This window comes from Streptomyces sp. NPDC033178 (assembly GCF_055577685.1).
On the sequence record NZ_JBVIPT010000014.1, the window covers coordinates 189,655 to 209,745 of the forward strand.

The window sequence follows — 20,091 nt, forward strand, 5'->3', positions numbered from 1 at the left end:
CCCGCCCGCGGCCAGCGAATATCGCCGGGGTACCCCGGATGGCAGACGGCACCGGACGGGATGGCGGAGAGCGCCGGACGATTGACATGCAGGTAATTACCTGCATAACGTTGAGTGTGCGATCGGACGAGGAACCAGAGCCGGAGAGTGGACCAGTGCCGGGCAGGGACGCGGAGACGGACCAGGTCTTCAAGGCCCTGGCCGACGGGACACGCAGACGGCTGCTCGACAGGCTGCACGAGCACAGCGGACAGACGCTGGGGGAGCTGTGCGAGCACATCGACATGACCCGCCAGTCGGTCACCCAGCACCTGGCCGTCCTGGAGGCGGCCAACCTGGTCAGCACGGTGCGGCGGGGCCGGGAAAAGCTGCACTACCTCAACCCCGTACCGCTCCACGAGATCCAGGAGCGCTGGATCGACAAGTTCGAGCGCCCGCGTCTGCGCGCGCTCAGTGCGGTCAAACAACGAGCCGAGGAAGACATGAGCGACAAGCCGACATTCGTGTACGTCACCTACATCGCCAGCACGCCCGAGAAGGTCTGGGACGCGCTCACCGACGCCGACCTGACCGCCTCGTACTGGGGTCACAGCAACGTCTCCGAGGACTGGCGCCCCGGATCCCGGTGGGAGCACCGGCGCATCGACGGATCGGGGATCGCCGACGTGGTCGGCACCGTCGTGGAGAGCGAGCGGCCCACCCGGCTGGTGGCCACCTGGGCCTCGCCCGAGGACGAGGGCAAGGAGGACAAGTACTCCAGGGTCACCTACGACATCCGGCCGCACGGCGGGATCGTCCGGCTCACCGTCACGCACGAGGACCTCGCCGACGAGACCGCGGTCAAGGAGGTGTCGGCCGGCTGGCCCGCCGTCCTCGCCAACCTGAAGTCGCTCCTGGAGACCGGCAGCCCGCTGCCGCAGGAGCCGTGGCTGGTGCCGGAGCACTGACCGGCCCCCGGGTGACGGGACGGTCGGGCGCACATGCGTCGGCCGGCCCGCGGTGTGGGCGCGCGGACCGGCCGACGGTCCTCATCGGCGCAGACGTCCTGCTACGTCTGTGATGTGTTCTTCGCGGACGTGGCCGCGCATATGAACCCCAGCACCACGGCGAGAGCGCCGATGATGATGTTGTTGAGCACGACGCCCGCGTCGGGGCTCTCGCCGACGATCCACGGCGAGATGATCATCCACGCACCCATCGCGCACATGGCCCAGCTCAGGCCGTACATCCGGGTCGGGTTGGTGGTGAATCCGAGGGCCAGGACGCCTATCGCGATGCCCATGATGAGGTTGTGCGTCACGAGTGCGGGCTGGCTTGTCGTGTAGTGGAGTATCCACGGGGAGGTGGCGCAGTACAGACCGAGCAGGAACACCGGTCCGTCCACGAGCGCCACATCGCGACCACCGAGCATGCGGGCGTAGCGATCCCGCATTTCGGATACATCAGGGTGGCTGGCTATGTCACCTCTGGTGTTCGAGACGTTGGCCATGACTCGACTCCTTTGTGTCTGCAGGCCTGACCGCGACTGTGCGGTATGCGGTAGACGCCGCGTATGTACATTCTGCTCTTATTTCTTCTTTATGTGTAGAGGTGGGCGGGTCGGCGGAGGCAGGAGTTGCGTAGTCCGTACGCAGACAGCGACGCAGCCTGCACAGCCCGCGTCGGGCATGGCTCTTGGCCGTCCCCAGCGGCCAGCCGGTGCACTGGGCGATCTGGGCTGGGTGAGGTCCCAGGACGATCCCGCCCGGGCGACGAGCTCCGCGTGGCGCGTCCTGGCCGCCAGGGCGTCGGCGATCCTGCGTCTGGTGATGCCCACGACCCAGGCCGCGACCGCTCCGCGTTCGGGCCGGTAACCGTGACGGCCGCGCCACACCCCCAGGAAGACCTGCTGGGTGACGTCCTCGGCCTCCCTCGCGTCGCCCAGCGCACTCCAGGCGAGGTGGACCAGCGCGGACCACCTGCGGTGGACGGCGGCCAGACAGGCCTCGTCGCCGTCGGCAAGGCCGCAGGCCAACTCCTCGTCGGTGAACGGCTCCTCGTCGCTGACCGACTCCTTGGCGACCGGCGCAGGGCATGCTCCGGCCGCCGAGCCTGCACTACGCACTGGCCGTCCTTACGGCCCGTTACGAGAACAGCGTGCCGGGACCGGCAGACTGACGGACGGGCGGACCACCGGCGGATTCTCAGGCCCGCCCGCGGGCATGTCTGAAACGGGTCAGCCCGTCGGCGAGTTCGACGATCGGACCGGGATAGTCGTAGGCGGCGCCTTCGAGCCCCTTGAGTTTCCACGGCTCGTGCACGGCTGCCCCGTCGAGCCCTTCGAGTTCGGGCACCCAGCGCCTGACGTACGTGCCGTCCGGGTCGTATGCCCGTGCCGAGCGCGTGCACCAGGTAGTACGCGACGTCGATGTCCCGCATCGCCCCGGCGACGGACTCGGGGTCGGCGACGTCCCCGCGCACCACCTCGACGTCATCCGCCCACTCATGGTCACGGAGGGCGTCGGGGGAGCGGGCCATGCAGCGCACCCGGTGGCAGGCGGCGAGGAGTTCCGGGACGAGCCGGCCGCCGATGTATCCCGTCGCGCCCGTCACCAGGTACCGCAGCCCGCCTTCGGAGACGTCACCGCTCATGAGTTCTCGGCCTTCCGTTTCGGTGTCCCCCTCCTGATCACTTCCCTCGTGAAGGCCCGGACGGATGCGCCGACCGGGCCACTGCGGCCATCCGGGTCGCGGGCGTCGGCACATGTCCGCGCAGATCGGGGGCAGACGAAGTCCAGGAAGAGACTCGTTGGTCGATGCTGGAGGTGGCTGCCGTCATGGGCGCGAAGGTGCTGGAGCGGTTTCCCGCGGGAGCCCCGCGTGGATCGTGGCCCGCGGAGGAGTACGCGGCACGGCGTCGCGCCGAGGGGCAGCCCGCGGCGGTCGTGATGGACCTGAAGTCGGACGCCTTCCTCGTGGTGGTCCCGGCGCGCGACGAGGACTGATCCCGCACGGGAGGGCGCCCACCTCTGGGCGAGCCCGGCCGGCTCCGCGTCACGACCGGCGGGTCACCGTTCCCCCGAGTGCCGCCGCCCGGGCCACGAAGGCCTCGTGCAGATCGTGGGCGGCCCGCGGCACCGAGTCCGCCCTGCGCCGCTGCAGCATCAACAGCACCCGCGTCGAGTCGTCGGCCAGCGGACGGCAGACGATCGATCCCTGCCGTTCCAGCGGATCGTCGATCACGCTGAAGTCGGGCAGCACCGTGGCCCCCAGCCCTTCCGCCACCATCAGCTTGCCCATCTCCGCACCGTCGGTGGAGTAGGAGAAGGACGGCTCACGGTCGCCCAGCAGCCGGTGGACGTAACGGCGCATCACATAGCCGGAGCGCATCGCGATGAGCGGTTCGGCGAGCAGGTCGGACACGGACACCACTGACAGCGACGCGAGCGGACTGTCCGGCCGCACGCACACCACCGGCCGCCCGCGCAGCAGCTCCGTCGAGTCGAAGTCGGCGGCCACGTCGTCCCCCTCCAGGTGGTTCACCAGACCGAGGTCGAAGCCACCCTCCAACAGGGTCCGGTGGATCTCCGACTGCTGGGCGCCGACGACCTCCACCTGCGTCGCCGGATGCGTGGCGCGGAACTCCCGTACGGCCGGAATGAGCAGTGGCACCGTCGCCGCGTTCACCGTGCCGACGCGCACCATGCGACTGATGCGGTGCTGCTCGCCCGCGGCGCCCCGCAGCCGGTCCACCGCGTCGAGGACGTTGATGATGTGCGGCAGCAGCTCCCGCCCCTCCGCGCTCATCTTCGCGCCGGACCGCTTTCGCTCCAGGAGATCGACCCCGAGTTCCCGCTCCAGATTCCGTACGGTCTCGCTCAACGCGGGCTGGGACAGGTGCAGTTCTTCTGCGGCACGGCGCAGCGAACCCAGCCGGGTGACCGCCGTGATGTATTCCAGCTGCTCTATTCGCACCCCAGCAGAATGCGGTGCGCGCACCACCCTGTTCAAGGGCTGCCCTGTCACGCCTTCGTGAAATTCGCCGGTCCGCGATGCGAGACCGATCGGGTATTCCTTGACGGTCCGGACCGACGGCTGCCACGATCGAGAACATGATGATGCGACTGGACCTCACGCGGCGACGCCATGTCGACCTCGCGCGTGTCTCCAGCGCCGCCTGTTGCTCCGCGGCCTGATCCACCGGATCCGCTGCGCCTCTCACCCCCCTCTTGATCCGACACCCACGGCTGCCGCAAAGCCGTGAGTCGCTTTTCGCCGTCCGAATTCGGCAACGCACCGCCACTCGCCGAATTCGGCCTGCCTGAATTCCCCGCAACAGGAGTTCCGCATGCCTGCCAAAAACCCGTCCGCAGACCCCGTCCGCTTCGCCGTCGACGTACGGGCATTGGCGGCCCAAGTCGGCCGCAGGGCGCCGAAGTTCAGCCTCAACGGCTTTCTGATCGCCCGTGACACCGAGGCCGAGGCCCGCGAGGCCCTCCGCGAGATCGTCGCCCACGCCGACCGCGAGGTCGTCGAGGGATTCGGCGCCGCCGTGAAGCAGGCAGGACAGTCCGCCGCGGACGGCAAGGGCATGTGGCAGGACTCCTCCTTCGAGGACCTCGTCCAGTACAACGACGGCTTCCGTACGGGGCTGATCGGCACCCCGGAGCAGATCGCCGAGCGGATCGTCGCGTACAAGCGCCTCGGCGTCGACCTCCTGCTTCTCGGCTTCCTCCACTACCACGAGGAGGTCGAGTACTTCGGCCGCCGCGTGCTCCCCCTCGTACGCGAACTGGAAGCCCAACTCCCTGACAGCGAGCCCGAGTCCGCCCCCGTCCACGCGTGACCGACCGCTCCCTCACTCCGGGCGCCTCCCGCGCGGAGGCGCCTCTCGTCCCGAAAGAGGACCCATGGCCACCGTCCTGTCCGTCTCCGGCAGCCCCTCCGCCTCCTCCCGCACCAACCGGCTCCTGCGCCACCTGGACAACCGGCTGACCGCGCAGGGACACGAGGTGATCCCGCTCGACGTCCGTACGATCCCCGCCGAGGCCCTGCTCGGCGCCGACTTCAGGCACCCGGCGATCATCGAGGCCACCGCGCTCTTCGACCGCGCCGACGGCATCGTCATCGGCACCCCCGTCTACAAGGCCGCCTACTCGGGCGTCCTCAAGGCGCTGCTCGACCTGCTCCCGCAGTACGCCCTCACCGGCAAGACCGTGCTGCCCCTGGCCACCGGCGGCACCACCGCACATGTGCTGGCCATCGACTACGCCCTGCGCCCGGTGCTCAGCTCCATGGGCGCCCGGCACATCGTCCAGGGCTGGTTCACCCTCGACAAGGACATCGCGGTGGGCGAGGACGGCGGACTCACGGTGGCACCCGCGGCCGCCGAGGCACTGACCCAGGTGCTCGACCAGTTCTCCGAGGCCCTGGGCCGTACGCCGATCCTGGCCGCGGCGGGCTGACGGTGTCCGCCCAGGCTTCCCCACAGGCGACTCCGCAGGCCTCCGTACGGGGCGCCGCCAAGCTCATCGCCGACGATGCCGAGGCCCTGACCGTCGCCGCCGCGCTGGCTGACGAGTTCCGGGCCGGGGCCTCCCGGCGGGACGCCGAACGCAGGCTCCCCCGCGAGGAGTTGGACCTGCTCTCCGTCTCCGGCCTGCTCACCGTCACCGTGCCCGCCGAGTACGGCGGCGTCGACGTGCGCCAGGAGACCCTCGCCGAGATCTTCCGGCTCCTCGCCTCGGCCGACGCCAGCCTCGCCCAGATCCCGCAGAGCCATTTCGTGTACGTCAATGTGATCCACCGTCAGGGAACTCCGGAGCAGCGGGAGTTCTTCTTCGGCGAGGTGCTGGCCGGGCGCCGCTTCGGCAACGCCCAGTCGGAGGCCGGCACGAAGCACGTCCAGGACATCCGCACCCGACTGGAGCCGGCCCCGGACGGTTCGTACGTCCTCCCCGGGGTCAAGCACTACTCCACGGGTGCCCTGTTCGCCGACTGGGTTCGCCGACTGGATTCCGGTGCTCGCCCGCGCCGGGACGACAACCTGCACGTCGCGTACGTGCCCCGGGACGCCGAGGGCCTCACGGTCGTCGACGACTGGGACGGCATGGGCCAGCGCACCACCGCCAGCGGCACCGTCAGGCTCGACGCCGTGCCCGTGCCCGCCGACCGGGTCCTCCCGCACCACCTCACCTTCCGGGGACCTCAACTCCACGGCGCGGTGGCCCAGTTGCTGCACGCCGCCATCGACGCCGGGATCGCGGCGGGCGCACTCGCCAAGGCCGCGGAGTTCGTCCGTACGAAGAGCCGCCCGTGGTTCGAGAGCGGTGTCGAGACCGCCGCCGAGGATCCGCTGCTCGTCCAGCGCTTCGGAGAGCTGGCCGCTCAGGTGCGGGCCACCGAGGCGCTGCTCGGCGCGGCGGCCCGGGCGGTCGACACGGCTCGTGCCGACCTCACGGAGGCGTCGGCGGCCGAGGCATCCATCGCCGTGGCCGCCGCGAAGGCGCACGCCGCGAGCACCGCCGTCGAGGTGTCAGGCGCGCTCTTCGAGGTGTCCGGCACCCGGTCGGCCCTCAACTCCCTCAATCTGCACCGGCATTGGCGCGACGCCCGCACCCACACACTGCACGACCCGGCCCGCTGGAAGATCCAGCACATCGGCCGGTACGTACTGAACGGCACGCCGCCGCCACGGCACGGACTTCCCTGAGACCGGACTTCTCTCGGACCGAACCCCTCGGGGAACCGACTCCTCCGAGACCCGGAAAGCGCCCATGGCACCCCACCAGACCCCCCGATCGGAGAACAGACCCGTGTCCCTCACCTTCCACTGGTTCCTGCCCACCAACGGCGACAGCCGCCATGTCGTCGGCGGCGGCCACGGCACCCCGGCCACGGTGTCCGGCCGGGACCGGCCGCCGACGGTCGCCTATCTCAGCCAGATCGCCCGCGCCGCCGAGGACCTGGGCTTCGTCGGTGCGCTCACGCCCACCGGGGCCTGGTGCGAGGACGCCTGGCTGACCACCGCGATGGTCAGCCAGAACACCGAGCGGCTGAAGTTCCTGGTCGCCTTCCGGCCGGGCTTCGTCTCCCCGACGCTCGCCGCGCAGATGGCGTCCACCTTCCAGCGCCAGTCCGGCGGACGGCTCCTCCTGAACGTCGTCACCGGCGGCGAGAGCCTCGAGCAACGCGCCTACGGCGACTTCCTCGACAAGGACGCCCGCTACCGCCGTACCGGCGAGTTCCTGCAGATCGTCCGGGACCTGTGGGAGGGCAAGGCCGTCGACCTGTCCGGCGAGTTCCTCCAGGTCGAGGACGCCCGCCTCGCCCGCGTCCCCGACCCGGTCCCCGAGGTCTACTTCGGCGGATCCTCGCCCATCGCGGGCGAGGTCGCGGCCAAGCACGTGGACGTGTACCTCACCTGGGGCGAACCGCCCGCGCAGGTCGCCGAGAAGATCGCGTGGGTCCGCGCGCTGGCGGAGAGGGAGGGCCGCAGCGTCCGGTTCGGCATCCGGCTGCACGTCATCACCCGTGACACCTCCGAGCAGGCCTGGGCGGAGGCGGACCGGCTGCTGGCCGGATTCGACCCGGAGACCGTGAAGTCCGTACAGGCCGGTCTCGCCCGCAGCGAGTCCGAGGGCCAGCAGCGGATGCTCGCCCTGCACGGCGGTGGCAACCGAGACGGCCTGGAGATCCACCCCAACCTCTGGGCTGGCATCGGCCTCGTGCGCGGCGGCGCGGGCACCGCCCTGGTCGGCAGCCACGACGAGGTCGCCGAACTGATCAAGGAGTACCAGGCCATCGGCATCGAGGAGTTCGTCCTGTCCGGCTATCCGCACCTGGAGGAGGCGTACTGGTTCGGCGAGGGCGTCCTGCCCCGGCTCGCCGCGCAGGGCTTGTGGCAGCACCCGTTCGCCGAGCGGCCTGCCCCCACGGCGCAGGTGCCGTTCGCGAGCTGAGGATCCGGGGGCGCGGCCCCTGCTCGCCCCCGGAAAACCGCTGTACTCCGACGCCTCCCAGGTGGTGACCTTGACCCGGGCCCCGGCAGGATCCGGCTGCCCGGTTCGTACAAGGGAACTCACGCAGGCAAGGGGGACGGCTGTGACGACATCGAACATCCTGCTGTCCGGCATCGTCGGCTCCACCGCCTACGGTCTGGCCCACGCGGGCTCGGACGTGGACCGCCTCGGCATGTTCGCCGCCCGCACCGAGGACCTCCACGGCCTGCACCCGCCGAAGGAGTCCCACGTCACGACCAAGCCGGACAGCACCCTCCACGAGGCGGCCAAGTGGTGCCGACTCGCCCTGGGCGGCAACCCGACGGTCACCGAACTGGTGTGGCTGCCCGACGAGTTGTACGAGGTGCGCACCCCGCTGGGCGACGAACTCATCGGCATCCGTACGACGTTGCTGTCCGCGAAGCGCGTCCGTGACGCCTATCTCGGGTACGCCACCCAGCAGTTCAAGCGCCTCTACGACCGCGGTGACGGCTCCTTCTCGGCGGACACCCGCAAACGGACCGCGAAGCACGCCAGACATCTGCGCCGCCTGTGCCACCAGGGCTTCGAGCTGTACGCCACCGGGCGCCTGAGCATCCGCGTCGAGGACCCGGATGAGTACCACCGCTTCGGCGAACAGGTGGCAGCCGACGCCATGGCCGCGCTGCCTCTGCTCAAGCACTACGAGGCGGCCTTCGACGAGACCCCCAGCGCCCTGCCGGAACAGCCCGACGAGGCGCCCGTCGAGGCGTGGCTGCGCCGGGTCCGCGCCCACCACTACACGCCGGCGGGTGCGCCGGAGCGGTGACCGAAGAAATCTCCCGTGGATGTCGTGGCGTGTGTCGATCCGGTGGTTCCCCCTTCGTGTAGTCAGTGAGAGACCACCAAGGAGGACACGTCATGAAGCACTACCTGTTGAGCGTGATGCAGCCGGTGGGGGAGCCGCCCGAGCCCGAGGTCCTGGAAGGGATCATGCGCAACCTCGAGGTCTTTCACGCCGAACTGAAGGAGGCCGGCGCCTGGGTGTTCGCCGGGGGACTGCACGGGCCCGAGACGGCCACCGTGCTGCGGGCCGACAAGGGGGACGTACTGATCACCGACGGCCCGTACACCGAGAGCAAGGAGTACCTCGGCGGGATCTGTCTCATCAAGGCACCCGACCTCGACGCGGCGCTCGAATGGGGCCGCAAGGCGACGCTGGCGACCACGCTCCCCATCGAGGTGCGGCCCTTCATGGGTGAGGCCGAGGGCTGAGGGCGTGGGACTGAGGACTGAGGGCAGATGACCTCGAACCGCGCCATCGAGGCCGTCTTCCGCGCGGAATACGGCCGTGCGGTCGCCGTCCTCGTCCGTTTCCTCGGCGACATCGACCTCGCCGAGGAAGCGGTCCAGGACGCGTTCGCCACTGCGGTGCGGAAGTGGCCGGAGACGGGGATCCCGCCCAGCCCGGCCGGGTGGATCATCACCACCGCCCGGAACCGGGCCGTCGACCGGCTGCGCCGCGAGTCCACGCGTGAGGCCAGGCACGCCGAGGCGGCTCAGCTGTACGCCCCCGACGCACCGCCCGAGGAGGGCCCCGTGCGCGACGACCGGCTCCGCCTGATCTTCACCTGCTGCCATCCCGCGCTCGCCACCCAGGCTCAGGTCGCCCTCACCCTGCGGCTCCTCGGCGGGCTCACCACACCACAGATCGCACGCGCCTTCCTCGTACCCGAACCCACCATGGCCCAGCGCCTGGTCAGGGCCAAGGCCAAGATCCGGGACGCCCGTATCCCGTACCGCGTCCCGCGAGACGCCGACCTCCCGGAACGGGTCAGGGGAGTGCTGGCCGTCGTCTACCTCATCTTCAACGAGGGGTACGGCGGCCGGGAGGACCTCTGCGCGGAGGCCGTGCGCCTCGGCCGCCTCCTCGCCGAGCTGATGCCGGACGAGCCGGAGGTCCTCGGGCTGCTCGCTCTGATGCTCCTGATCGAGGCACGCCGTCCGGCCCGGGAGACCCCCGACGGAGACCTGGTCCTCCTCGCCGACCAGGACCGCCGCCGCTGGGACCGTGACCTGATCGCCGAGGGACAGTCCCTGGTGCGCCGCTGCCTACGCCGCGACCAGCCCGGCCCGTACCAGATCCAGGCCGCGATCAACGCCGTACACAGCGACGCGCCCACCGCGGCCGCCACCGACTGGGGCCAGATCCTCCAGCTGTACGACCAGCTCATGGCCGTCGCCCCGAGCCCGGTCGTCGCCCTCAACCGCGCGGTGGCGGTCGCCGAGACCGAGGGCCCGCGTACGGCTCTCGCCCTCGTCGACGCCCTCGATCTCGACGGCTACCACGCCTTCCACGCCGTACGAGCCGACCTGCTGCGGCGCCTCGGGCGGCCGACGGAAGCGGTGGCGGCGTACGAGGCGGCCATCGCCCTCACCGAGAACCCGACCGAGCGCGCCCACCTGGAGCGCCGCAGGGCGGAACTCCAGGTGGAGTAGGCCTGGGCGCTCCAGGCGGAGTGAACCTGGAGCGAACCGCTACACGCTCAGCGCCTCCCGCACCGACCGCTCCGCCTCCTGCCCGCCCTCCCCGAACGACGTGACCCGGCCTGCTTCCAGGACGTAGTACCGCTGCGCCGCCCGCATCGCGAAGCCGACGTGCTGCTCGACGAGGAGCACCGAGAGCCCGCCGCGGGCGGCCAGCGCGAGGATCGTCTCCTCGATCTCGGCCACGACCGAGGGCTGGATGCCCTCGGTCGGCTCGTCGAGCAGGAGAATCCGAGGCTCCGTCACCAGGGCTCGGGCGATGGCCAGTTGCTGCCGCTGACCGCCGGAGAGCAGCCCGGCCCGCCGCCCCGACAGAGTCCTCAGCGCGGGGAACAGGTCCAGCGCCTCGTCGATCGCCGCCCTGCCGCGCTTGCGGCCGTCCGCGACCAGTTGGAGGTTCTCCGCCGTCGTGAGATGGGGAAAGGCCTGCTGGCCCTGCGGCACGTACGCCATGCCGCGCGCCACGCGCTCGTGGGGCTTGCGGCGGCCGATGTCCTCGCCGTCGAGACGGATCGCGCCGCTCGACGGGGTGAGCAGTCCCACGGCCGCCCGCAGCAGCGTGCTCTTGCCCGCGCCGTTGTGCCCGAGCACCGCGGCGACGCCGTCGTCCGGCACCTCCACGGAGACTCCGTGCAGGACCAGACTGCGGTGGTAGCCGACCCGGATGTCGTCGATCTCCAGCTTCATGTCAGCCTCACGCCTCCTGTACGGCCGCACTCGGCGCGGCGGCGCCACCCGCGGGCTCGGGCTCTTCAGGCAGGATCAACTCGGCGCCCTCGACGGCCGCGTGCCCGAGGTACACCTCCTGCACCTTGGGATCGGCCTGCACCTCGGAGACCGTCCCCTCGCTGAGCACCTTGCCCGCGTGCAGCACGCTGACGCTGCGTGCGAAGGACCGCATGAAGTCCATGTCGTGCTCGATGACGACCACGGTCCGCTCCTCGCTGATCCGCTCCAACAGCTCACCCGTGGACTGGCGTTCGTCATGACTCATCCCGGCGACCGGCTCGTCGAGCAGCAGCAGCCTTACGTCCTGCACGAGCAGCATGCCGATCTCCAGCCACTGCTTCTGCCCGTGGGCGAGCGTCCCGGCGGGGGAGTCGGCCAGCTCCGCGAGCCCGACCGTCTCCAGCGCACGCGCGACGGGCTCCGGCACGCCCTTGCGGCGCCGCAGCATCGTCAGCATGCCGCGTCCGGCGCCGGCCGCGATGTCCAGGTTCTGAAGGACCGTCAACTCCTCGAAGACGGTGGCTGTTTGGAACGTTCGGCCGATACCCGACCGGGCGATGGTGTGCACGCTCCGTCCCAGCAGTTCCGTGCCGCCGAAGAGCACGGAGCCCTCGGCCTTCACGAGACCTGTGACGGCGTCGACGAGCGTCGTCTTGCCCGCGCCGTTGGGACCGATCAGGAAGCGCAGATCGCCCGGCCGCACATCGAGGTCCACACCGTCGACCGCGGTGAACCCGTCGAAGGACACCCGCAGTCGACGTATCTCAAGACCCGAGAGTTCAGTCATGCTGCTTCTCCAAGAGGAAGGGCAGGCGTCTTGTCCCCGGTCCCGTCCCCGGCCGGGCCGCCGGTCGCGCGCGAGGACCTGCGCCGCCGTACGATCCCCACCAGCGAGGCGAGACCACCCGGCAGGAACGCCAGGGCCACGATGAACAACAGCCCCTGGAAGTACGTCCAGGCGGCCGGGAACTCCTCCGACAGCGCTGTCTTCGCCCAGGCCACCCCGACCGCGCCGAGCACCGCACCGACCAGGCTGGCCCGGCCACCGACCGCGGCACCGATGACGAACTCGATCGACGGCACGATGCCGATCATCGCGGGGGAGATGATGCCGACCGCGGGCACGAACAGCGCGCCCGCGAGCCCCGCCATGCCGGCCGCCACGACGTACGCGACGAGTTTCACGTTCGCCGGGTTGTACCCGAGGAAGCGCACGCGCTCCTCCGAGTCCCGTACGGCGACGAGGAGTTCGCCGTATCGGCTGTGGATCAGCTGCCGGGCGATGGCGATCAGCAGCAACAGCGCGGCGGCGATGATGAAGTACACCATCCGCTGGTTGACCGGGTCGTTGAGGTCGTAGCCGAAGAAGCCCTGGATGTCGGTGAGTCCGTTGGTGCCGCCGGTCGTGGCCTGCTGGCCGATCAGCCAGATCGCGAAGGCCGCGGCGAGCGCCTGGCTGAGGATCGCGAAGTACGCGCCCTTGACCCGGCGGCGGAAGATGAACGAGCCCAGGATCGCGGCGACGGCCATCGGCAGCAGCACGGTCGCGGCGAGCGCGAAGAGCGGGGTCTCGAACGGGCGCCACCACCAAGGGAGTTCGGTGGCCGTGCCGTACAGCTGCATGAAGTCGGGAAGGTTGCCCGGACCCGCGTCGGCGATCTTCAGATGCATCGCCATCGCGTAGCCGCCGAGCCCGAAGAACACACCCTGCCCGAGGGTGAGCAGTCCGCCGCGGCCCCAGGCGAGGCAGATGCCGACGGCGACCATCGCGGTGCACAGGTACTTGGCGAGCAGCCCGAGCCGGAAGTCGGACAGCGCCAGCGGTGCCACGGCGAACAGGGCGAGCGCGGCCGCGGCGAATCCGGACCAGGCGCGCGCCGACCGGCCTTTGAGCAGAGTCGGCAGGGTCATACGAGACTCCTCGTACGCAGCGTGTACAGCCCCTGGGGCCGCCACTGGAGGAACGCGACGATGGCCACGAGGACGAGCACCTTCGCGACGCTGACGGTGGTGGAGTATTCGAGCACGGACTGTAGGACGCCGAGGACGAAGGCGACGATGACCGTTCCCTTGAGCTGTCCGATGCCGCCGACCACGATCACCAGGAACGCGTCGATGATGATGTTGGTGCCCATCGTGGGACCGATCGGACCGACCAGGGTCAGTGCGACGCCCGCGACTCCGGCGAGCCCGGACCCGATGAAGAACGCGGTCCGGTCCACACGCGACGTGGAGATGCCGGACACCTCGGCGAGATCCCGGTTCTGCACGACCCCGCGGATCCGGCGGCCGAGCGGGGTCAGCCGCAGGGTCAGCGACAGCGCGACCACGGCCGCGATCGCCAACCCCAGAATGAACAAACGGCTGTTGGCGAAGGTCAGCGGATCGTCGCCGCCGATGACGGTGATGTTCCCGGTGAGCAGGTCGGGCGCGCGGGTCTGCACGTTCGGCGCGCCGAAGATGTCCCGGGCCGCCTGCTGGAGCATCAGCGAGACACCCCAGGTGACGAGCAGCGTGTCGAGCGGCCGCAGATACAGACGGCGGATGAGCACCCACTCAAGGAGCGCGCCGAGCGCACCGGCGACCAGGAAGGCGACGGGCAGCGCGACGAGCAGCGAGAGGCCCGCGCTGGAGATGGACTTCTGGAGGACGTACGTGGTGTAGGCGCCGGCCATGATGAACTCGCCGTGGGCCATGTTGATGACGTTCATCTGGCCGAAGGTGAGCGAGAGCCCGAGCGCGATGAGCAGCAGGACGGCACCGATGCTGATGCCGGTGAAGGTCTGACCGAGGATCACGGTCATACGGCGGCTCCGGGGAGGCGGGACGCGGGGCCGGCCCTCGTCGCCGAGGGCCGGCCCGCACGTGACGGTCGGTCAGGAGAGGCCGGAGGCCCAGGAGTAGCCCTTCAGATACGGGTCCGGCTTGATGGCCTTGCCGGAGTCCCACACCTGCTCGATCAGCCCGTCGGTGCCGATCTTCCCGATCCGGGCGGTCTTGTAGATGTGCTGGCTCGCGCCGTCCACGGTGACCTCGCCCTCGGGAGCGTCGAAGGTGATGCCGTCGGAGGCCGCCTTCACCTTCTCCGGGTCGAAGGACTTGGCCTTCTCGACCATCGCCTTCCACAGGTAGACCGAGGTGTACGCGGCCTCCATCGGGTCACTGGTCGGCTTGTCCTGGCCGTACTTGGCCTTGTACGCCTTCACGAACTTGGTGTTCGCCTCGCCCGCGGTCGTCTGGTAGTAGTTCCAGGCCGTCAACTGGCCCGCCAGATACTGCGATCCGATCGACTTGACCTCCTCCTCGGCGATCGACACCGAGACGACGGGCATGCTCTTGGCGGTCAGGCCGGCCGACTTGTACTCCTTGAAGAAGGCCACGTTCGAGTCGCCGTTGAGGGTGTTGAACACCGCGTCGGCCTTCGCGGCCTTCACCTTGTTGGCGATGGTGCTGAACTCGGTGGAACCCAGCGGCGCGTAGTCCTCGCCGAGCACCTTCATGCCGTTGGCCTTCGCGTACGCCTTGATGATCTTGTTGGCGGTGCGCGGGAAGACATAGTCGCTGCCGACGAGGTAAATGCTCTTCTTGCCCTGGCTCTTGAGGTAGTCGAGCGCCGGGACGATCTGCTGGTTGGTGGTGGCACCCGTGTAGAAGATGTACGGCGACTCCTCAAGTCCCTCGTACTGCACGGGATAGAACAGCAGTGACTTGTTCTTCTCGAAGACGGGCTTCACGGCCTTGCGACTCGCCGAGGTCCAGCAGCCGAAGGTGGCCGTGACCCGGTCCTCCTTGATGAGCTTGTTCGCCTTCTCGGCGAATGTCGGCCAGTCGGAGGCGCCGTCCTCGCTGATCGGCCTGACCTTCTTGCCGAGCACTCCGCCCGAGGCGTTGATCTCGTCGATCGCCAGCTTCAGCGAGTCGCGTACGGTCACCTCGCTGATCGCCATGGTGCCGGAGAGCGAGTTGAGCAGGCCGACCTTGACCGTGTCGCCGCTCGTGTCGGCCTTGGCGGCCGCGTCGGACGACCCGCCCGCGGCGTCGGTCTTGGCGCCGCACGCGGAGAGCACCACGACGGCGGTGAGCGCGGCGGCGCCCGCCATCACGCGACGCCGGGAAGGACCGGACTTCTTGAAACCTTTGAAACGACTGGAACCGCTGGAACCGCTGGAACCGCTGGACAAAAGAACCCCCTCGGGCTGGGAGGACAACCTCCTCCTGAAGTGCGGTCCACAGCCTCAAGTCACCCTGTTTCCACGGTGTTTCGCGGTACTTTCCCGGCGGTATCTTCCGGCTCTCACCGGGAAACAAAAAATGCCCGGGGCGGAATTCTTCGCATGAATTCACAGTTCGCCCGAGGCATTCTAATTACTTCCTGCGGGAAGTATCTTCGCGGATGCGCGGACATGTCAAGGCCGGGTTTCGTGAAGATCCAGCTGGGCCACGACGTCGAAGTCCACGCCGTCCGCCCGCGCCAGGTAGATGCGCTGGCGCACATGACTGCCGCGCAGATGGAGCAGCCCGCGCGGCCCCTCGTACGAGACGGTGTCCGCCGCCGCGCCGATCGCGGAGACGTCGAGGGTCCTGGCCCGGTCGATGAGCGCGGCGAGCAGCAGGACTCCCTCGTAACACGATTCGCCGAGGCTGCCGAGGACCGGTGCCTCGACTCCGTACCGCCCGGCGTACTGGCCGTGGAAGTCGAGGGTGTCCTGATTGGCGAGGGAGGCGAAGAAACCCGCCGTGCTGTAGAGGCCGGTGGTGGCCGTGGGGCCGCTCGCCATCAGCATGTTCTCGTCCATCAGGGTGCTCAGCCGAAGACACCGCTCGTCGAGGCCGGACGCGGCGAACGCACGGTTGAACCGGACCGCGTCGCTGCCCACGAGCAGCATCAGCACGGCGTCCGCCTCCGACCGCTCGATCCGTCGCAGCACGCCGTCGAAGTCGTGCGTGCCGAGCGGCAGATACGCCTCCGCGCAGATACCGCCGCCCGACTCGCGCGCGTAGCGGTGTGCCGCACGGGCCGTACGGCGGGGCCACACATAGTCGTTGCCCACGACGAACCACCGGCGCACTCGGTGCTCACGGGCCAACAGCCGCATGGCGGGCCGCAGTTGGTCGTTCGGGGTCTCGCTCGTCAGGAACACACCGGCCGTGTCCTCGCCGCCCTCGTACAGCGCCGTGTACACGTACGGCACCCGGTGGGCGATCCGCGGGGCCAGCGTCTGGCGTACGGAGGAGATGTGCCAGCCGGTGACGCCCTGCACGATGCCGAGGTCGACCAGTGCCTCGACGTTCTCGGCGATGCGGTGCGGCTCGGCGCCGCCGTCGACCGGCAGCAGCCGCAGCTCCTTGCCGAGCACCCCGCCCGAGCGGTTGACCTCCTCCACGGCGAGCCGCGCGCACAACTCGCACGTGGGTCCGAAGATTCCCGCGGCGCCCTGCATGGGAAAGACCAGCGCCACGCTGACGACCGAGTCGTCGGCCGTGAACCAGTCGAGCGGAGGCGGGTCGAGCCGGACCATGGGGGCATGATTCCGGGAACGCCGGGTGAACTCCAATCCGTCTCGGGGTACGGTCCGCGCCCGGGGGGCGGCAGGAACCTGGACTCGATGGGTGTGCGGCGGCAGGACCCCGGCACGCGGTGCGCGCGTGCGGCGGCAGATGTGGGAGATCCTTGTGGGAAGCGGGACTTGTACGATGTGCTGACCCCCGGGAGCGAGGAGAAGGATGCCGACCCCACCTCCGCGTCGGTCTCAGGACCTCATGCATCTCTTGACGCGGGCCGAGCGTCTGGCGGCGCGCCGGCTCCAGGCCGCGCTGGACGAGCACGGCTGCACGCTCGACGCCTGGCGTGTGCTCACTCTGCTCTCCGACGGTGAGGGGCATCCCATGGCCGCGGTTGCCGAAGCGGCCTTCCTGCCGCCGCCGACCCTCACCAAACTGGTCGACCAGCTCGTCGACCAGAACCTCGTCTACCGACGCGTCGACCCCCTGGACCGGCGGCGCATCCTCGCCCACCTCACCCCGCGCGGCGAGGACCACTGGCGGCGCGTCGACCGCGAGGTCCGCACCCGGTGGCCCGTCCTGAGCGACGGCGACGACGAACTGCTGCGGGGGCTGCTGCACCGGCTGGCGGACACGCTCGACGGGGCGGCCGCAGAGTCCTCGGTGTAGTCCGCGGAGGGTTCCGGCGGCCGGTGGAGAGGCCCGCCGAGTGTGGCCGTTGAGCCCTCGGTGTGATCTGTGACGCTCATGGCCACTTGCTTCGCGTGGTGCGGAATCACGATGCCGTATAAATGGTTGGCATATACATCGAGCTTGTCGCTCAACCCGACCGCATGCGGGCCACCGGCCCACTCCGACCAGCGAGGCACCGTGAACCAGCCCACCCCCGAGCAGCCCTCCGACGTCGTGGCCCGGCTGCGCGCCACCTTCCGCTCCGGCCGCACCAAGCCCGTCGTATGGCGCACCACCCAGCTGCGCCGCCTGCGCGAGCTGCTCACCACGCACGGCGAGGACCTGGCCGCGGCCCTCCACGCCGACCTGGGCAAGAGCTCCACCGAGGCGTTCCGCACGGAGATCAACTTCGTCGTGCGGGAGATCGACCACACCCTGGAGCACCTCGACGAGTGGCTGCGCCCCGAGTCCGCCCCCGTTCCCGCGCACCTCGGCGAGGACGCCACGGCCTGGACGCAGTACGACCCGCTCGGTGTCGTCCTGGTCATCGCGCCCTGGAACTACCCGGCGCAGCTCCTGCTCGCGCCGATGGTCGGCGCGCTCGCCGCGGGCAACGCGGTCGTCGTCAAGCCCAGTGAGCTGGCCCCGGCCACCTCCGCCTTCCTCGCCCGGTTCCTGCCCGAGTACCTCGACACCGACGCGGTCGCCGTCGTCGAGGGAGGCATCCCCGAGACCACGGCCCTGCTCGCCGAGCGTTTCGACCACATCTTCTACACCGGGAACGGCACCGTCGGTCGCATCGTCATGACCGCCGCCGTCCAGCACCTCACCCCGGTCGCCCTCGAACTCGGCGGCAAGTCCCCGGCGTTCGTCGACCGGGACGCCGACCTGTCCGTCGTCGCCGACCGCCTCGCCCGCGGCAAGTTCCTCAACGCCGGGCAGACCTGCGTCGCCCCCGACTACGTACTCACCGACCCGGAGACGGCCCGCGCCCTGGAACCGGTTCTGGCCAAGGCCGTCGAGGACCTGTACGGGTCCGACGCCGCCACCTCCACCGAGTACGGCCGGATCATCAACGAGCGGCACTTCGACCGCCTCAGCGGACTGCTCGACTCCGGCCGTGTCGTCGTGGGCGGTGGCAGCGACCGCGCCACCAAGTACATCGCGCCGACCGTTCTCGCCGACGTGGACCCCGACTCGCCGGTCATGGGCGAGGAGATCTTCGGCCCGGTCCTGCCGATCGTGACCGTGCCGGGGCTTGACGAGGCCATCGAATTCATCAACGACCGGGACAAGCCCCTGGCTCTGTACGTCTTCACCGAGTCCGACGTCACCCGCGAGCGCCTCGCCGCCGAAACGTCCTCCGGCGGCCTCGGCTTCGGCCTGCCGCTCGCCCATCTCACCGTCTCCGACCTGCCGTTCGGCGGCGTCGGCGAAAGCGGCATGGGCAACTACCACGGCCGCTACTCGATCGAGACGTTCAGCCACCGCAAGGCGGTTCTGGAGAAGCCGCTGAGCTGAACCGGAGCGGCCGCGGGGCGGGTTGACTGGTCTACACCCTTGACTGGTCCAGACCAAGGGAGTTGAGTGTGCCTCCACACCCCCCACCACGGCCGCCCCGTACGCCGTGGCCGGTCACACCGGCCTGCGCGCACAAGGTTCCGCTTCGCTCTGCCCTCGTACAGGGGCGGCCGTGCTCCGCGAAGGAGTTGGTCCTGTGTCGAGGCGTCGTATCTCCGCGTTCGTGGCCGCGCTCATGCTCGCAAGCGCCGCGCCGGTGCTCCTGCCGGCGTCGAGCGCGTCCGCGGCGGCCTGTTCGAGCTACCCGAGCTGGGTGGCCGGCAAGTCCTACGTGACCGGCAACATCGTCCGCTACACCGACGGCAAGGCCTACATAGCCGAGCACGACAACCCGGGCTACGACCCCACGATCAGCACCTGGTACTGGGAGCCGTACGCCTGTGATGGAGGCACCAACCCCTCCGGCTTCGTCGTGAGCGAGGCGCAGTTCAACCAGATGTTCCCGAGCCGGAACTCCTTCTACACGTACAGCGGGCTGAAGGCCGCGATGAGCGCCTACCCGGCCTTCGCGAACACCGGCAGCGACACCGTGAAGAAGCAGGAGGCCGCGGCCTTCCTCGCCAACGTCAGCCATGAGACCGGCGGACTGGTCCACATCGTCGAGCAGAACACCGCCAACTACCCGCACTACTGCGACTGGGGCCAGCCGTACGGCTGCCCGGCAGGGCAGGCCGCGTACTACGGCCGCGGGCCGATCCAGCTCAGCTGGAACTTCAACTACAAGGCCGCCGGCGACGCGCTCGGCATCGACCTCCTCAACAACCCCTGGCTCGTGCAGAACGACGCCGCCGTGGCCTGGAAGACCGGCCTCTGGTACTGGAACACCCAGAACGGCCCCGGCACGATGACCGGCCACAACGCGATGGTCAACGGCGCCGGCTTCGGCCAGACCATCCGCTCCATCAACGGCTCGCTGGAGTGCGACGGCAAGAATCCCGCCCAGGTGCAGAGCCGGGTGAACAACTACCAGCGGTTCACCTCGATCCTCGGCGTCTCGCCGGGCAACAACCTGTACTGCTGAGGTACCGCCCGGGTATCCCCGGCGGCCGTGGGGCGGCGGCTCGATGTCGCCGCCCTGTCCGGCCGGTCGGGCTATTGACCA

At 69.8% G+C, this 20,091-nt stretch carries 22 protein-coding genes and 2 pseudogenes; 13 read left to right on the forward strand and 11 right to left on the reverse strand.

Going from position 1 to position 20,091, the window contains the following annotated elements:
- Positions 1-155 precede the first annotated feature (155 nt).
- Positions 156-947: an ArsR/SmtB family transcription factor gene (locus tag ACZ5VQ_RS31640; RefSeq protein ID WP_469107891.1), complete on the forward strand. Its 792-nt coding sequence runs from the start codon at positions 156-158 to the stop codon at positions 945-947.
- A gap of 101 nt (positions 948-1,048) precedes the next feature.
- On the opposite strand, the gene ACZ5VQ_RS31645 is transcribed toward ACZ5VQ_RS31640, so the two are convergent.
- The 4 genes and pseudogenes from ACZ5VQ_RS31645 to ACZ5VQ_RS31660 form a co-directional block, all read right to left on the reverse strand.
- Positions 1,049-1,489: an SPW repeat protein gene (locus ACZ5VQ_RS31645; RefSeq protein ID WP_469107892.1), complete on the reverse strand. Its 441-nt coding sequence runs from the start codon at positions 1,487-1,489 to the stop codon at positions 1,049-1,051.
- Positions 1,461-2,014 (reverse strand): annotated as a pseudogene (locus ACZ5VQ_RS31650) (sigma factor). Before ACZ5VQ_RS31650 ends, ACZ5VQ_RS31645 begins: the two are co-directional and overlap by 29 nt.
- A 169-nt stretch (positions 2,015-2,183) precedes the next feature.
- Complete coding sequence (locus ACZ5VQ_RS31655) at positions 2,184-2,486, reverse strand: FAD-binding domain-containing protein (RefSeq protein ID WP_469107893.1); 303 nt, start codon at positions 2,484-2,486, stop codon at positions 2,184-2,186.
- Positions 2,367-2,631 (reverse strand): annotated as a pseudogene (locus tag ACZ5VQ_RS31660) (NAD(P)H-binding protein); the annotation flags it as partial. The pseudogene ACZ5VQ_RS31660 and the gene ACZ5VQ_RS31655, both read right to left, overlap by 120 nt.
- A 164-nt stretch (positions 2,632-2,795) precedes the next feature.
- Between ACZ5VQ_RS31660 and ACZ5VQ_RS31665 the strand changes: the two are divergent.
- The gene (locus tag ACZ5VQ_RS31665) at positions 2,796-2,984 is read left to right on the forward strand and encodes a hypothetical protein (protein ID WP_200400627.1); all 189 of its coding nucleotides are present in this window, start codon (positions 2,796-2,798) and stop codon (positions 2,982-2,984) included.
- Between the two features lie 49 nt (positions 2,985-3,033).
- Here the strand turns inward: ACZ5VQ_RS31665 and ACZ5VQ_RS31670 are convergent, their stop codons facing one another.
- The gene (locus ACZ5VQ_RS31670) at positions 3,034-3,954 is read right to left on the reverse strand and encodes a LysR family transcriptional regulator (RefSeq protein ID WP_469107894.1); all 921 of its coding nucleotides are present in this window, start codon (positions 3,952-3,954) and stop codon (positions 3,034-3,036) included.
- A gap of 143 nt (positions 3,955-4,097) precedes the next feature.
- Between ACZ5VQ_RS31670 and ACZ5VQ_RS31675 the strand changes: the two genes are divergently transcribed.
- The 8 genes from ACZ5VQ_RS31675 to ACZ5VQ_RS31710 all read left to right on the forward strand — a co-directional run bounded on the left by ACZ5VQ_RS31675 (position 4,098) and on the right by ACZ5VQ_RS31710 (position 10,457).
- Positions 4,098-4,175, forward strand: a complete 78-nt coding sequence (locus tag ACZ5VQ_RS31675; RefSeq protein WP_353963659.1) for a putative leader peptide — start codon at positions 4,098-4,100, stop codon at positions 4,173-4,175.
- A 125-nt stretch (positions 4,176-4,300) separates the two neighbouring features.
- Positions 4,301-4,825, forward strand: a complete 525-nt coding sequence (locus ACZ5VQ_RS31680) for an LLM class flavin-dependent oxidoreductase (protein WP_469108021.1) — start codon at positions 4,301-4,303, stop codon at positions 4,823-4,825.
- A 64-nt stretch (positions 4,826-4,889) separates the two neighbouring features.
- The gene (ssuE, locus tag ACZ5VQ_RS31685; protein WP_469107895.1) at positions 4,890-5,444 is read left to right on the forward strand and encodes an NADPH-dependent FMN reductase; all 555 of its coding nucleotides are present in this window, start codon (positions 4,890-4,892) and stop codon (positions 5,442-5,444) included.
- A gap of 2 nt (positions 5,445-5,446) precedes the next feature.
- Complete coding sequence (locus ACZ5VQ_RS31690; RefSeq protein ID WP_469107896.1) at positions 5,447-6,691, forward strand: SfnB family sulfur acquisition oxidoreductase; 1,245 nt, start codon at positions 5,447-5,449, stop codon at positions 6,689-6,691.
- A 103-nt stretch (positions 6,692-6,794) separates the two neighbouring features.
- Entirely contained in the window at positions 6,795-7,940 is a 1,146-nt protein-coding gene (locus ACZ5VQ_RS31695) for an LLM class flavin-dependent oxidoreductase (protein ID WP_469107897.1), read from the forward strand.
- Between the two features lie 142 nt (positions 7,941-8,082).
- On the forward strand, positions 8,083-8,787 hold the full coding sequence (locus ACZ5VQ_RS31700) for a DNA polymerase beta superfamily protein (protein ID WP_469107898.1): 705 nt from the start codon (positions 8,083-8,085) through the stop codon (positions 8,785-8,787).
- A gap of 92 nt (positions 8,788-8,879) precedes the next feature.
- Positions 8,880-9,233, forward strand: a complete 354-nt coding sequence (locus tag ACZ5VQ_RS31705) for a YciI family protein (RefSeq protein ID WP_469107899.1) — start codon at positions 8,880-8,882, stop codon at positions 9,231-9,233.
- Between the two features lie 27 nt (positions 9,234-9,260).
- Positions 9,261-10,457, forward strand: coding sequence for an RNA polymerase sigma factor (locus ACZ5VQ_RS31710; protein WP_469107900.1), 1,197 nt, complete (start codon positions 9,261-9,263; stop codon positions 10,455-10,457).
- A 39-nt stretch (positions 10,458-10,496) separates the two neighbouring features.
- Here ACZ5VQ_RS31710 and urtE read toward each other — a convergent pair whose 3' ends face one another.
- The 6 genes from urtE to ACZ5VQ_RS31740 all read right to left on the reverse strand — a co-directional run bounded on the left by urtE (position 10,497) and on the right by ACZ5VQ_RS31740 (position 16,753).
- Complete coding sequence (gene urtE / locus ACZ5VQ_RS31715) at positions 10,497-11,192, reverse strand: urea ABC transporter ATP-binding subunit UrtE (protein WP_469107901.1); 696 nt, start codon at positions 11,190-11,192, stop codon at positions 10,497-10,499.
- Between the two features lie 7 nt (positions 11,193-11,199).
- Complete coding sequence (gene urtD / locus ACZ5VQ_RS31720) at positions 11,200-12,021, reverse strand: urea ABC transporter ATP-binding protein UrtD (RefSeq protein WP_469107902.1); 822 nt, start codon at positions 12,019-12,021, stop codon at positions 11,200-11,202.
- The gene (urtC, locus tag ACZ5VQ_RS31725) at positions 12,018-13,145 is read right to left on the reverse strand and encodes an urea ABC transporter permease subunit UrtC (RefSeq protein ID WP_469107903.1); all 1,128 of its coding nucleotides are present in this window, start codon (positions 13,143-13,145) and stop codon (positions 12,018-12,020) included. Before urtC ends, urtD begins: the two co-directional genes overlap by 4 nt.
- Positions 13,142-14,038, reverse strand: coding sequence for an urea ABC transporter permease subunit UrtB (urtB, locus tag ACZ5VQ_RS31730; RefSeq protein ID WP_055610439.1), 897 nt, complete (start codon positions 14,036-14,038; stop codon positions 13,142-13,144). The genes urtC and urtB overlap by 4 nt, the downstream gene beginning before the upstream one ends.
- Before the next feature lie 72 nt (positions 14,039-14,110).
- On the reverse strand, positions 14,111-15,334 hold the full coding sequence (urtA, locus tag ACZ5VQ_RS31735) for an urea ABC transporter substrate-binding protein (protein WP_469107904.1): 1,224 nt from the start codon (positions 15,332-15,334) through the stop codon (positions 14,111-14,113).
- A 306-nt stretch (positions 15,335-15,640) separates the two neighbouring features.
- The gene (locus ACZ5VQ_RS31740; RefSeq protein WP_469107905.1) at positions 15,641-16,753 is read right to left on the reverse strand and encodes a substrate-binding domain-containing protein; all 1,113 of its coding nucleotides are present in this window, start codon (positions 16,751-16,753) and stop codon (positions 15,641-15,643) included.
- 205 nt (positions 16,754-16,958) lie between these two features.
- On the opposite strand from ACZ5VQ_RS31740, the gene ACZ5VQ_RS31745 reads away from it, so the two are divergent.
- The 3 genes from ACZ5VQ_RS31745 (at position 16,959) to ACZ5VQ_RS31755 (ending at position 20,010) form a co-directional block, all read left to right on the forward strand.
- On the forward strand, positions 16,959-17,405 hold the full coding sequence (locus ACZ5VQ_RS31745) for a MarR family winged helix-turn-helix transcriptional regulator (protein ID WP_469107906.1): 447 nt from the start codon (positions 16,959-16,961) through the stop codon (positions 17,403-17,405).
- 111 nt (positions 17,406-17,516) lie between these two features.
- The gene (locus ACZ5VQ_RS31750; protein WP_469107907.1) at positions 17,517-18,929 is read left to right on the forward strand and encodes an aldehyde dehydrogenase family protein; all 1,413 of its coding nucleotides are present in this window, start codon (positions 17,517-17,519) and stop codon (positions 18,927-18,929) included.
- 196 nt (positions 18,930-19,125) lie between these two features.
- Positions 19,126-20,010: a glycoside hydrolase family 19 protein gene (locus tag ACZ5VQ_RS31755; protein WP_469107908.1), complete on the forward strand. Its 885-nt coding sequence runs from the start codon at positions 19,126-19,128 to the stop codon at positions 20,008-20,010.
- The last annotated feature ends 81 nt before the right edge of the window (positions 20,011-20,091 follow it).

What these genes read in the sequence shown, in the direction of transcription:
- urtC (WP_469107903.1), bottom strand. Translation starts at nt 13,145, where the DNA reads ATGACCCTGCCGACTCTGCTCAAAGGCCGGTCGGCGCGCGCCTGGTCC.
- ssuE (WP_469107895.1), top strand. Translation starts at nt 4,890, where the DNA reads ATGGCCACCGTCCTGTCCGTCTCCGGCAGCCCCTCCGCCTCCTCCCGC.
- ACZ5VQ_RS31745 (WP_469107906.1), top strand. Translation starts at nt 16,959, where the DNA reads ATGCCGACCCCACCTCCGCGTCGGTCTCAGGACCTCATGCATCTCTTG.
- urtA (WP_469107904.1), bottom strand. Translation starts at nt 15,334, where the DNA reads ATGGCGGGCGCCGCCGCGCTCACCGCCGTCGTGGTGCTCTCCGCGTGC.
- urtD (WP_469107902.1), bottom strand. Translation starts at nt 12,021, where the DNA reads ATGACTGAACTCTCGGGTCTTGAGATACGTCGACTGCGGGTGTCCTTC.
- ACZ5VQ_RS31705 (WP_469107899.1), top strand. Translation starts at nt 8,880, where the DNA reads ATGAAGCACTACCTGTTGAGCGTGATGCAGCCGGTGGGGGAGCCGCCC.
- urtB (WP_055610439.1), bottom strand. Translation starts at nt 14,038, where the DNA reads ATGACCGTGATCCTCGGTCAGACCTTCACCGGCATCAGCATCGGTGCC.
- ACZ5VQ_RS31665 (WP_200400627.1), top strand. Translation starts at nt 2,796, where the DNA reads ATGCTGGAGGTGGCTGCCGTCATGGGCGCGAAGGTGCTGGAGCGGTTT.
- ACZ5VQ_RS31740 (WP_469107905.1), bottom strand. Translation starts at nt 16,753, where the DNA reads ATGGTCCGGCTCGACCCGCCTCCGCTCGACTGGTTCACGGCCGACGAC.
- ACZ5VQ_RS31750 (WP_469107907.1), top strand. Translation starts at nt 17,517, where the DNA reads ATGCCGTATAAATGGTTGGCATATACATCGAGCTTGTCGCTCAACCCG.
- ACZ5VQ_RS31675 (WP_353963659.1), top strand. Translation starts at nt 4,098, where the DNA reads ATGCGACTGGACCTCACGCGGCGACGCCATGTCGACCTCGCGCGTGTC.
- ACZ5VQ_RS31710 (WP_469107900.1), top strand. Translation starts at nt 9,261, where the DNA reads ATGACCTCGAACCGCGCCATCGAGGCCGTCTTCCGCGCGGAATACGGC.
- ACZ5VQ_RS31645 (WP_469107892.1), bottom strand. Translation starts at nt 1,489, where the DNA reads ATGGCCAACGTCTCGAACACCAGAGGTGACATAGCCAGCCACCCTGAT.
- urtE (WP_469107901.1), bottom strand. Translation starts at nt 11,192, where the DNA reads ATGAAGCTGGAGATCGACGACATCCGGGTCGGCTACCACCGCAGTCTG.
- ACZ5VQ_RS31655 (WP_469107893.1), bottom strand. Translation starts at nt 2,486, where the DNA reads ATGAGTGGGCGGATGACGTCGAGGTGGTGCGCGGGGACGTCGCCGACC.